Origin of the sequence: Pseudarthrobacter sulfonivorans (genome assembly GCF_031454915.1) — a bacterium.
Classification (GTDB): Bacteria; Actinomycetota; Actinomycetes; order Actinomycetales; family Micrococcaceae; genus Arthrobacter; species Arthrobacter sulfonivorans_C.
Window position 1 is genome coordinate 38,735 of sequence record NZ_JAVDRS010000002.1, and the last position, 11,894, is coordinate 50,628.

Sequence of the window (11,894 nt, forward strand, 5' to 3'; positions counted from 1 at the left end):
GAGCAGGCTCCGCCTATGATGGCGTGCATGGATGACAAGGCACTGACGGCCATTGCGCTGGACCTGTATGCCCTGCCATTCGACGAATTCATGGCAGCCAGGACAGCGGCAGCTAAGGCATCGCCCAGTTCCGCAAAGGAGCTCATGGCCGCTGTCAAAGCCCTCCCGAAGCCGTCCGTGGCGGCCTGGGCCGTCAACATGATGTCGGTGCACGAGCCCGCGGTGCTCGCGCAGCTCGCCGACCTCGGCCAGCGGATGCGCGCTGCCCAGGCATCCCTGGACGCCGGCGCGCTCCGGGAACTGTCGCGGGAGCGCCGCACCCTCCTGGCGGCCGCCGTCGACACCGCCCGTTCTGTCGCGGAACGCCACGGACGCGCCATCAGCGCCACCATCGCCACCGACGTCGAACAGACCCTGCGTGCGCTGACCGCGGACGAGGGCGCCGCGGCCGCCGTCCAAAGCGGGCTGCTGGTCCAGACACTGTCCGCCGACGGCGTGGACACTGTGGATCTCGACGGCGCCGTGGCAGTCCCCGGAGCAGTGCCGCCCCCGCGCACCGCGGTGCCAAATACCGCCGCCGTGCCCACCGCGGCCGCGGCAGAACAGAACGCGCAGGAGCAAGGAAAGCGCACGACGGCGGAACCTGCCCGCCGCCAACCAGCTGACCAGCCGCGGCTCAAGGCAGTCCGGGAGACTCCGCGACCGGCGTCCCCTTCCGCCCTGGAGAAGGCCAAGGCCGCCTTGGCCGAGGCGCGGGAAGCCGAAGCGGAATCCGCCCGGCTGGCGGCAGAACGGCAAGGGCAGTCGGAGGAGGCCGAGGTTGAGGTTGCAGAGCTGATCCTCGAAACCCGGGACCTCAGGGCGCGGCTGAAGACCGCCGAGGAGGAGCTGGACAGAGCCCGGAAACAGCAGGCCACGTCCGCAGCCGAAGCCAAGCAGGCGGCCAGGGCGGCCGAGAAGGCGCAGCGTTCAGCCGTGCTCGCGCAGGAACGGGTACTCCGGCTGGGCAACACGCGGGACTGATGACCGGTGATTGTCAGACCCCGGTTGCACACTGGATTTATGGAAAACCAACTCGCTCACGAATACCACGTCACGTACTTCGACGCCGATTGTGGCCGGATCCGCAACGAAACATTCGACTCCCGGACGGAGGCCGAACGGTTCGCCGGCCGGCACTGCGTCGGCGAGGACTCTTGGGCCGTCATCGACGAAGTCGCTGTAGAACAGGCCCGGATCGCCGCCTGACGGTTTCCGGCTCAACCTAGCCGGAGAGACTCTCCGGCCTGCCGGCGGCATCCTCCGCGAGCCGGCGTTCGGCGTCGGCCACCTGCTCGAACACCGATTCCGCACGCCGGCGCACTGACGCTGCCCCAACTGGGATGGGCCCGACGGCGAGGCGCAGCATGGCGGCAGCCTCGGCCGTGGTGGCCAGCGAGTTGCCGGCCTTGGACAGCGACCGGTGGACACCTGCCAAGGCCCCCGGAATGTCCAGCCCGTCGCTGGGCGAACGCCGCTGGGCCGCAACGCAGACCGTGCGGACGCGTTCCAGGAGGCCGGCCAGCTCATTGGCGATCTCAACCAGTTCGTCATACAGCTGGTCGTCTTCGACGCCCTCAAGCACCTGGTGGTAGCGGTCCAGGCCGCGGTGGAACCGGTCGTGGGCGCGGCGCCACAGGCCCTTGCCGAGATCGGCATCGTCTTTGCGCCCCTGGCGGGCGGCAGTGAAGAATCCCACGGAAGAGGCCTAGAGGTACTGTCCGGGGCCGTGGTCCGGGTCTTCCGGACGGCCTGGTGTTGCCGCGCCGGGCCGCTGGCCTGCCGTGGCCCGCTGCGGTTCGCCGTTCTCTCCGATGACTACTCCGGGGGCGATCATGGTGCCCGGCGGCAGCTGCTTGAGCTGCATCTGTGCGACGGCGTGCTCGCGGGCGGCGTGCTGTGCAGCGATGGCCGTCTGGATGCCGTGGAACAGGCCCTCCAGCCACCCGACCAGCTGTGCCTGGGCGATCCGAAGTTCGGCGTCCGACGGCGTGGCGTTGTCCGGGAAGGGAAGGCTGATCCGTTCCAGTTCCTTAACGAGTTCGGGGGCCAGCCCGTCCTCCAGTTCCTTGATGGAACGCTCGTGGATCTCGGCCAGGCGTTCGCGCGCGGCGTCGTCCAGCGGTGCTGACTTAACCTCTTCCAGCAGCTGCCGGATCATGGTGCCGATCCGCATGACCTTCGCAGGCTCATCCACCAGGTCCTGCAGGTTGCTGCCCTTGGCCTTGTTGCCCATGCCCGGAGTATCAGGCCTTGCAGCCTCTGGACCACTACTGACGGGCCCGGCCGCAGCCGGCACAACTGGTTCGCCGTTGTCGAGGGTCGTGCCCTCAACAGGAACATCATCAGGCTGAGTGTCGTTCGGATCGCTCATGCGTTCATACTCTCACGCGCCGGCGACGCGCGGTCCAGTCGATGACGCAGTGCAACTCCCGACACCGGCCAGCCGTCCCCACGATGATGGATAACGCCAGTCCGCCCCCCAAACGTACACGGCCTGAAGCCGGCCAGCCCGTGAGGGCTGGCCGGCTGGTGCAGGCTCGCGGTGGTCGGCGTCAGCAGCACCGGCCCTGAGGGTTGGAGTCCTGGCGGTCCGTCCTGTCGCGCCAGAACTCCCGCTCACTCAGGGGCGGCTCCGTGTGTCCTGCTGCGCGGTGGTACTCCACATATTTTGTGTAGGCATCCGCACCCATCACACCGCCAAGGTACCGGGCAAACCCGCGGAACCCCGTTGCCAGGGCAGCCAGACCCGTGCTCATCAGTGGTGCCGTGCCCTTTCGAACCGGACGTCTGCCGGCAACTTGTTCCATTCAGCCATCAGTTCCTTCTCTGCCGGCGTGGGAATCAGGCCTGCGGGAGCGAAAACCTTGGACGGACGGGCCGGATCCTCATTGTTCGGGTTCGGGATTCCCGCTTGCTGGTTCCGGAAGGCCCGGGCGGTGGCCATCACCGCGGTGGCAATAACGATGATGCTCAACACCACAAAGATGACCGACAGCCACCCCTGGATGGCGGTATTGCGGACCACGGCTTCCATCGCGGCAACGCTCTTCGCTGAGCCGAACTCGGTTTTGCCGTCCGCGAGGGCCTTGCTGAAGGCCGCGTTGTTGGCGAAGTAGCCGACGGCGGGCGTGGACGAGAAGATCTTCTGGTAGCTCGCGGTGATGGTCACCACCGCAGCAAACGCCAGCGGCAAGGCCACGATCCACAGGTATTTGAATGTTCCGCGCCGGGCGACAATGGCCAGGCAGACAGACAGCGCAATGGCTGCCAGCAACTGGTTGGCGATGCCGAACAGCGGGAAGAGCGTGTTGATGCCGCCGAGCGGATCCGTCACGCCCATCAGGAGCACCAGCCCCCAGGCGGCCACCATGATGGCCGTGCACAGCCAGGCGCCGGGGCGCCAGGAGTGTTCCTTGAACTTCGGGGCGAAGTTGCCGATGGAATCCTGGAGCATAAAGCGCGCAACGCGGGTTCCGGCGTCGACCGCGGTCAGGATGAACAGCGCCTCGAACATGATGGCGAAGTGGTACCAGAACGCCATCATTGCCGTGCCGCCGATGAACTGCTGCATGATGTGTGCCAGCCCGACCGCGAGGGTGGGTGCGCCGCCGGTGCGGGAGACGATGCTTTCTTCGCCGACGTTCCGGGCCGTCTCGGCAAGCAGTTCCGGGCCGATGTTTACCCCGGAGAGGCCCAGGCTGTTGACCCAGGCGGCGGCCGTTTCCACCGTTCCGCCGGTCAGGGCAGCCGGAGCGTTCATGGCGAAGTAGAGGCCCCGGTCAATCGAGATGGCGGCAACGAGGGCCATGATGGCGACGAAGGACTCCATGAGCATTCCGCCGTAGCCGATGTAGCGGGACTGCCGTTCCTTCTCGATGAGCTTGGGGGTGGTGCCGGAGGAGATCAGGGCGTGGAAGCCTGACAACGCTCCGCAGGCAATGGTGACGAACAGGAAGGGGAAGAGCGCCCCGGGGAAGACGGGCCCGTTGTCCCTGCTGGCAAATTCGCTGAACGCGGGGACCGTGATTTCCGGGCGGACCACGATGATGGCCAGCGCGAGCATCACGATCACACCGATCTTCATGAACGTTGAAAGGTAGTCGCGGGGTGCCAGCAGGAGCCAGACCGGAAGGATGGCCGCGATGAAGCCGTAAACGATGAGTCCCCAGGCAATGGTCACCTTGTCCAGGGTGAAGAACGCAGCCCCCCACTCGGTCTCCGCCACGAGGCCACCGCCGATGATGGCTGCCATCAGCAGCACAAAGCCAATGAGGGACACTTCCATGACTTTGCCCGGCCGGAGGAACCGAAGGTAGACGCCCATAAAGAGTGCGATGGGAATGGTCATGCCCACGGAGAAGACACCCCAGGGGCTTTCGGCCAGGGCGTTGACGACGACGAGCGCCAGGATGGCGACGATGATGACCATGATCAGGAGGGTGGCAATCAGCGCAGCCGTTCCGCCGACGACGCCGAGTTCCTCACGGGCCATCTGGCCCAGGGAACGTCCGCCGCGGCGCATGGAGAAGAACATTACGACGTAGTCCTGGACTGCACCGGCGAGCACGACGCCGATGATGATCCAGATAGTGCCGGGGAGGTAGCCCATCTGGGCGGCCAGGATCGGGCCGACCAAAGGACCGGCGCCCGCGATGGCGGCAAAGTGGTGGCCGAACAGGACGTTGCGGTCAGTGCGGACGTAGTCCTTGCCGTCGGCCTTGTACTCAGCAGGCGTGGCGCGCCGGTCGTCGGGCTTGGTGATGTAGCGCTCGATCACCTTCGAATAGAAGCGGTAACCGATGAGGTAGGTACAGACCGAGGCGAAGACGAACCAGATGGCGTTCACGGTCTCGCCCCGGATAATGGCCACCATGAACCAGGCCACACCGCCGAGCAGGGCGATGGCCGCCCATAGGGCAATCTTGGCCGGGGTCCATTTTTTCTCCTCGGCCTCGCGGACCGCGTCATCCACGGCAGTGGGTGGAAGTTCCGCACTGGCGGTCAGTGGGCCGCCCCGTTTCGCTGAACCTGCCGGTTCCTCAGGCCTGTTGGCCATGTCTCCTCCTTGAGAATTAATGCTTCGATCGATTGCTCAAAGGCACCCTACCAACGCGGCACCGCCGCAACTGCGGCCCCGCGCCAGCGCCGTGTGTACATGCGGTGAACGGCAGGCTGGAGGCGCTCAGTGACGGACCTCATGCCTCCCACCGTAGGCCTGCCGCCGCCAATGGAAAAGGCCCAACTTTGTAACGGATTTCGGCTGCTGCCTCGCCCCGGGGCTGGTCAGGTCCCCATTTCCCGGCGGGACACTGGCAGCTTGGCCCGCGTAAACAGCCAGGCGAGGGCTGCACCGGTCAACGGCACTGCGACCAGCAGCGCCGCGAGTTGCAGCCAAGGCACGACGGCGGTACGCGCCAGTCCTGTGGCTGTCACCAGCAGGACTGCGGGGATGATCCCGGCAACACTCCCCAGCACGGTTCCGAGGCCGGCGGTCATCAGCGCCTGGGAACCTGCGAGCGCCTTGCGCAGCCGCGGGGCAGCACCTACGCCGGCCAGGGTGATGTGGTCTTTCCGCGAGTCCGCCATGGACAGCCCGGTGGTGATGCCGGCGGCGCTGAGGGTGATCAGCGCCCCCAGGCCAACGATGGACCAGAGGATCAGGGATGAGTCCCGTTCTGCGCCACGCTCCACGTGCATGGACGCGTACCGGTTCTTGTAGATCCCGGCTAAAGCCGAGGTGACTTTGTCCATCTGGGCGGCACCAGGGTAGACGCTGAGCTGGACCAGCAGGGCGCTGTTGTCCACCCGCATCCCGGCCGCCGCCGCAGCTTCCGGGGACACCACGCCGAAATACTGCACCGGGACCTCCGGCTCCACCACGGCGGCCGCCACGACCGTGCGGCCCGTCTCCTGGAACCCCTGGAATGCTGTTGAGGCGGGAACCGAAGGCTGGGGCTTGCGCACATCATGGGCCACCAAGGACGCCTGTCCGTCGCGGACGAACACCGGGTTGGCGACCACCATGCCGCCCGCCGCCAGCACGTCCCGGGCTTCCGCCGTCGGCGCCTTTCCAAACAGCCGTTCCACGTCCTCCGCCGTTCCGACCACGATGGAGTCGATGCTTCCCTGGGTCGGGTACGGACGCATCGCTCCCTGGCAACGCCAGTCATCCGGATCGAGGACCCGTTGGCCGGCAGACATGGGACATTCGTTGCCTTCCGGCGTTGCCAGCGAGTATTGCAGGCAACTCGACGCCGGCGTCTGGGCCGTCGTCCCAGCTTCGAGTTCCGGGCGCATCTCACAGTTCCGGATGGCAGGCGTGCGCAGGACGTGGGTCCATTCGACAGTGTCCAAGGCCCCATCCAAGGCCGAAACCACTGTGGCCGGATCCATCTGCACCGGCTCCGGCGACGTTCCGTCAGCCAGCATGGGCTGACCGGCAAACAGCGGCAAAACAGCCTGATTCTTCAATGCTGACCACTGGTGGTTCTGCTGTTCGTTCGCTTGCTGGCTGGCGGCAAGCACCATGGCGGCACTGGCCAGGGTTGCCGCCGCGAGGACCGCGGCAACAGCAGGAACCGTCCGGCTGCGGTTCCGGGATGAGTCGCGGGCGGCCATGCGCCCGGCCAAGGGGAGACGGCCGGCTTGGCTGGCCAGAAGAGCCACCACGGTGCCCGTGAGCAGCACGAGGGCCGTGACGCCCAGGACGGCCCCGCCCAGCAGCAACCAGGCGATGACCGGAGTGCGGGCGATAAAAACATCCGGGTCTTCGCTGGTGACCGCTAACCACGTGCCGGCCGCCAACGCCGCAACCGCGACGCCCAGGAGCGCCCAACCCCATACTGTGGGCGCCCGGCCGGCAGTCTGTGGTGACCGGCCCGATTTCAGGGCGCCGAGCACCGCCTGACGTGCCACCTGCCGTGCGGGAGCCAGTGCGGCCAGCAGGCAGGCGGCGAAGCCCATGGCCATGACCAGCACCGTCAGCAGTGCGTCCGGATGGAACCCCGGGAAACGGACCGAGCCGTTCAGGCGCGCCACCATCACCACCGCGCCGGCGGCGGCGAGTCCCACCACAGCGCCGGCAGCGACACCGATGCCGCCAAGCCAGAGGGCAGCTGCCATCACCACGGAGCGGACGGTGGGTGTCTCAGCGCCGGTTGCGGCCAGCAGCGCCAGCTCGCGGACCTGGCCCTTGGCACCGACAGCGAAAGCGGCGCCGGCCAGCAGGCCCACTTCCAGGAGCGCCAGCGCGCCGAGGAGCGCTCCGCCGGCGTAGGCCGCCAACGGGATGGACGAATTGGATCCTGCCGCCAGGTTGTCCGCCCCGCGCTGGTCTGCCGGCGGCGGATTCAGTGCCACCGATCTGGAGAGCACGGCCACCCCCGCAGCGTTGGCCTCCCGGATCTGGCTCCAGGTCACCGGTTCGGCGCCCACGAGGTAGTACAGCGTGGAGTTGATGGATGCAGCCGCGGCAGCCGGAGCTGCGGAGGGCACCTGGTCACGGCTCGCCACAGTGCCCTGCCCGGGCCGGAGATAGGCGATGGAATTGCTGTCGGAATAGCCGGCGTCGCGAAGAGTCCCCACCGCGGTGAATGTTCCGGCCGAGGTGGGCAGCTTCTCCCCCAGTTCCAGCGCGAACCGCTCCAAGAGCCCCGGCGATACCAGGATTTCGGTGTCATCGGCGGGCGCCCTGCCCTGAAGCAACGTGAATTTTCCGGTGAAGGCAGGATTCAGTGCATCCACCGCGCGGCCGAGAAGCGGCAGGTCCGCTGCCCCCGACGCGGCCGTGAGTTCGAGGTCCGCCTCGGTGAGCACGGTGTAGCCCGCTGGAACCAGCTCCCTGGGGTCCTTCGAAGTGAAGTCGGGGTCGCTGTCCCAGTTCGTGGAGTTAATCCGGGTCTCGTCCACCGGATCCTGGACCATGGTGCCGTTGGGCACGGCCATGGCCCGATAGCGCGCCTGTGTGGTGCCGAGCTGGTATTCGACCCGTTCGGCGGCGGTTTCCCGGGTACTCTCGAACAACGTGAGCGCACCCGTCATGGCGGCCACCGGCAGCAGGATGAGCAGGGCGATCAGCAGCGAACGTCCTTTGTGGCGGCGGATATCGCGCCGGGCCATCCGCACGGCCACGCGGAATGAACGCCGGCGCCCACCGGGTGCCGGGGTGAGGCTCAGCGCCATGTCAGTAGCCAGCCTGCGCGAGCAGCATTGCGGGATCGTGCATGGCAGCTGCCTGGTCCACGATCCGGCCGTCCCGAAGGAAAACCACACGGTCTGCCCAGGCGGCGTGCCGGGCCTCATGGGTCACCAGCATGACTGCCGCACCCGCGTCCGCCCGGCTGCGGAGCACTTCCATCACGCCGAGGCCGGTGGTCGAATCCAGGGCCCCCGTGGGTTCATCGGCCAGGATCAGCCGCCGCTCACCCACGATGGCCCGGGCAATGGCCACCCGCTGCTGCTGCCCGCCGGACATCTGGTCCATAAAGCGGTCCGCGAGGTCCGGGATGCCCACCTGGCGCAACGCGTCCAGAGCCTGGCGTTGCGCCTTCCGGGCGACGGTCCCGTCCAGCTCCAGCGGAAGGGCCACGTTTTCGGCAGCGGTCAGGGTGGGCACGAGGTTAAAGTCCTGGAAGACGTAGCCGACGGCGCGGCGGCGCAGCCGGGCGAGTTCGTTAAGTCCCAGCCCGCCAAGGGGCGTCGACTCCACAAAGACCCCGCCCGACGTCGGCCGGTCCAGTCCCCCGGCCAGCGCCAGGAGGGAGGATTTCCCGGAACCGGACGGTCCCATCACGGCGACGAACTCGCCCGCGCTGATGGTGAGGTCAACCTCGCGCAACGCGGCCACCGCCGTCGCCCCTTCACCGAATGTCCTGCTGACCTTGGCGAGTTCCAGGACCTGCTGGGGCCCCTGGACGCTCACCGGCGTGTTTCCGCGGTGAGCGGGGCAGCCTCTTCCGTGGTGACCCCGTTGGACGATTTACGTGTTGTGCCCAGGCCGTTGGAGCCCTGGCCTGCGTTCTGCGTCTGCTGCACCATCCGCGCCTCGCACAGGTCCAGCCAGCGGACCTCCGCCTCCGTCTGGAAGATGAGCGAATCCAGGACCAGCAGCCAGGCCGTGTCCGCCGACCGCTGGGTGGCGGCAGTGTCCCGCCGGGACTTGGTGTAGTCCTGCAGCGCCCGGATGGAGGCCACCCGCTGGGCCTGGATGATTGCCTGCACATCCACGCCGGGAAGCGTCACGGCGAGCGCAAGCTTGATGGCCAGTTCATTGCGTGGAGGATTGGCCTTTTCCACGGGGGCGGCAAACCAGCCCTGGACCTCTGCCTTGCCGGCCGCGGTGATGCTGTAGACCACGTGGCCTTCGCCGTCGCTGCCATCGTTGCTGACCAGGCCGTCGCGTTCCAGGCGGTCCAGTGTGGTGTACACCTGCCCAATGTTCAGCGGCCAGGTGGATCCGGTGCGGTTCTCGAACTCAACCCGGAGCTGGTAGCCGTAACGCGGCTGGTCCTGCAACAGGGCGAGGAGGCTGTGGCGGATAGACATGTCACTCCTGGCGGGGGCGTGAGCTTCGGCATGCACGGACCCCCAAGACGCGTGCATACTGCGTATATAGCGAGACTAGCCCAGCGCGCAGGTGGAAGCAATACTCAGTATTTACCGAGGCCTGTTGCCTTGCCGCCGCTACATGACCAGCAGGATCTTCCCCACGTGATCCCCGCTATCGAAGTACTCGTGCGCGGCACTGGCCTGGTCCAACGGGAAAGTCTTGGCCACCAGCGGACGGATCCTGCCGTCAGTGATGAGCGGCCACACGGACTCACGCACCGCGTTCATGATGGCGCCCTTCTCCTCAACCGGGCGCGGCCTCAGCGCTGTTGCCACCACGGCAGCGCGCTTCCGCAGGAGCTGGCCGAGATCAAGCTCGCCCTTAACACCGCCCTGCAGCCCGATGACCACGAGCCGGCCGTAGTCGGCCAGTGCGTCAACGTTCTTCCCCAGGTATTTGGCACCCACCACATCCAGGATGACGTCGGCTCCCTTGCCGCCGTTCTGCCGGCGCAGGCTGTCCGGAAATTCTTCTTCTTTGTAGTTGATGGCGATGTCCGCCCCCAGGAAGGCCTTGGCGGTGCCAACCTTCTCGTCCGACCCCGCGGTGGTGGCCACCTTGGCGCCGAAGGCCTTGGCCATCTGGATGGCCATGGTGCCGATCCCGCCGGTGGCGCCGTGGATCAGGACAGTCTCGCCCGCCTGCAGCTGTGCCGTCATGATCAGGTTCGAGTACACCGTGGCCGCCACCTCCGGCAGGGACGCGGCAGTGACCAGGTCAACGCCGTCGGGGATCCTCAGGACCTGCTCCGCCGGCACGGCTACCTTCTCCGCGTAGCCTCCGCCGGCCAACAGTGCCACCACCTTGTCACCCACAGAGAACGCCTTGGTGACGCCGGGACCGAAGCCGGCGATCCGGCCGGAGACTTCCAGCCCGGGAATCTCGGAGGCACCGGGCGGCGGCGGGTAAAAGCCCCGGCGCTGCTGCACATCCGCGCGGTTCAGGCCGGCGGCGACGACGTCGATCAGCACCTCCCCGTGGCCGGGCACCGGAGCGTCCACTTCACGGACTTCCAGCACTTCCGGACCACCGGGTTCTGCAATGTAGATGGCTTTCATGGAGTACTCCCGTTTTCTAGCTGATTCGTGCCCCAGAACCAGTGTGCACCGGACGCACGGCAGACTCTGTTTTGTTGCAGCCAACTGCCTATGAAACACTACTCGGTAGGGAAGGTTGTCCGAGCGGCCGAAGGAGCTAGTCTTGAAAACTAGTGTGCGGTAACCCCGTACCAAGAGTTCGAATCTCTTACCTTCCGCGAATGGAACCCCGGTTTGCCAGCTTATGGCGGACCGGGGCTTCTTCGTTTCCGGGACTTTCCGGGGCGGAGCCCCAACCATTGAAACTGTCGGGGCCCGGGCATAGGGTCATTTCTGTTGCCATCCCTCAACAGAAATGAGTCCACTATGCCTGCACCCGAGATCACCCCCGGCGCACCCTGCTGGATCGACCTCATGACATCGGATATCGCCAAAGCCCGCCAGTTCTACGGCGAACTCTTCGGCTGGGAGTACGAGACCGGTGATGAAGAAAAGTACGGCGGCTACACCACCGCCCGGAAGAACGGCAAGACCGTGGCCGGCCTCATGCAGAAGGACGAGGAGCAGGCCGGCATGCCGGATATCTGGTCCACCTACCTCCGCTCAGATGACGCTGCGGCCACCGCGGAATCGGTCACTGCCAACGGCGGCCAGGTGTACATGGGACCCATGGACGTACCGGAGCAGGGCCACATGGCCTTGTTCGGAGATGCCTCCGGCGCGGCCATCGGCGTGTGGCAGCCCCGCGAAATGCGCGGGTATGAACTCGTGGCCGAGCCCGGCGCTGCCGCATGGCATGAGCTGCACACCAAGGACTACGACGCCGCCGTGAAGTTCTACCAGAACGTCTTCAACTGGGACACGGATGTTATGAGCGATAGCCCTGAGTTCCGGTACACCACCCTGGGCGCCGGGGATTCCGCCAAAGCGGGCATCATGGACGCCTCGGGTTACCTTCCCGCCGAGGTTCCGTCCAATTGGCAGATCTACTTCAACGTGGAAGACGCCGACGCTTCGATTGAGAAGGCTGTTTCTTTGGGAGCCACGGTTCTGGATGGTCCCGAGGACTCGCCGTTTGGACGGCTGGCCTCACTGGCCGACCCCACCGGAGCGATGTTCAAAATCATTGCCTAAGGAAGTTCCCTCGACGAATTACCGGCCGGCAGCTTCCAAAAAAGCTACCGGCCGGTACTGTTTGCCGCATGCAC

Annotated in this window: 11 protein-coding genes and 1 tRNA gene; 4 read left to right on the forward strand and 8 right to left on the reverse strand. The window is 66.5% G+C overall.

What is annotated here, in order from left to right; genetic code table 11:
- Positions 1-27: 27 nt before the first annotated feature.
- Together J2808_RS04065 and J2808_RS04070 are read left to right on the forward strand one after the other, a co-directional pair.
- The gene (locus J2808_RS04065) at positions 28-1,023 is read left to right on the forward strand and encodes a hypothetical protein (protein ID WP_309812045.1); all 996 of its coding nucleotides are present in this window, start codon (positions 28-30) and stop codon (positions 1,021-1,023) included.
- Between the two features lie 39 nt (positions 1,024-1,062).
- Entirely contained in the window at positions 1,063-1,248 is a 186-nt protein-coding gene (locus J2808_RS04070; protein ID WP_309812048.1) for a hypothetical protein, read from the forward strand.
- Between the two features lie 16 nt (positions 1,249-1,264).
- Here J2808_RS04070 and J2808_RS04075 read toward each other — a convergent pair whose 3' ends face one another.
- From J2808_RS04075 to J2808_RS04110, 8 genes are all read right to left on the reverse strand, one after another.
- Positions 1,265-1,738 carry a hypothetical protein gene (locus tag J2808_RS04075; protein WP_309812051.1) on the reverse strand — a complete coding sequence of 158 codons (474 nt, stop codon included), beginning with the start codon at positions 1,736-1,738 and terminating at the stop codon, positions 1,265-1,267.
- Between the two features lie 9 nt (positions 1,739-1,747).
- A complete protein-coding gene (locus tag J2808_RS04080; RefSeq protein WP_309812054.1) occupies positions 1,748-2,413 on the reverse strand; it encodes a bacterial proteasome activator family protein in 666 nt (221 codons plus the stop codon).
- A 181-nt stretch (positions 2,414-2,594) separates the two neighbouring features.
- Entirely contained in the window at positions 2,595-2,798 is a 204-nt protein-coding gene (locus J2808_RS04085; protein ID WP_309812057.1) for a YbdD/YjiX family protein, read from the reverse strand.
- Entirely contained in the window at positions 2,798-5,098 is a 2,301-nt protein-coding gene (locus J2808_RS04090) for a carbon starvation CstA family protein (protein ID WP_309812060.1), read from the reverse strand. Before J2808_RS04090 ends, J2808_RS04085 begins: the two co-directional genes overlap by 1 nt.
- Positions 5,099-5,325: 227 nt before the next feature.
- A complete protein-coding gene (locus tag J2808_RS04095) occupies positions 5,326-8,223 on the reverse strand; it encodes an FtsX-like permease family protein (protein ID WP_309812063.1) in 2,898 nt (965 codons plus the stop codon).
- 1 nt (position 8,224) lies between these two features.
- Positions 8,225-8,962, reverse strand: coding sequence for an ABC transporter ATP-binding protein (locus J2808_RS04100; protein ID WP_309812067.1), 738 nt, complete (start codon positions 8,960-8,962; stop codon positions 8,225-8,227).
- Positions 8,959-9,585 (reverse strand): PadR family transcriptional regulator, encoded by a 627-nt coding sequence (locus tag J2808_RS04105; protein WP_309812070.1) that lies wholly within the window; start codon positions 9,583-9,585, stop codon positions 8,959-8,961. Before J2808_RS04105 ends, J2808_RS04100 begins: the two co-directional genes overlap by 4 nt.
- Positions 9,586-9,723: 138 nt before the next feature.
- Positions 9,724-10,707, reverse strand: a complete 984-nt coding sequence (locus J2808_RS04110; RefSeq protein ID WP_309812073.1) for an NAD(P)H-quinone oxidoreductase — start codon at positions 10,705-10,707, stop codon at positions 9,724-9,726.
- A 109-nt stretch (positions 10,708-10,816) separates the two neighbouring features.
- Between J2808_RS04110 and J2808_RS04115 the strand changes: the two genes are divergently transcribed.
- Positions 10,817-10,904, forward strand: a tRNA-Ser gene (locus J2808_RS04115).
- Positions 10,905-11,052: 148 nt separating this feature from the next.
- Positions 11,053-11,820: a VOC family protein gene (locus J2808_RS04120; protein ID WP_309812076.1), complete on the forward strand. Its 768-nt coding sequence runs from the start codon at positions 11,053-11,055 to the stop codon at positions 11,818-11,820.
- Positions 11,821-11,894: the final 74 nt, after the last annotated feature.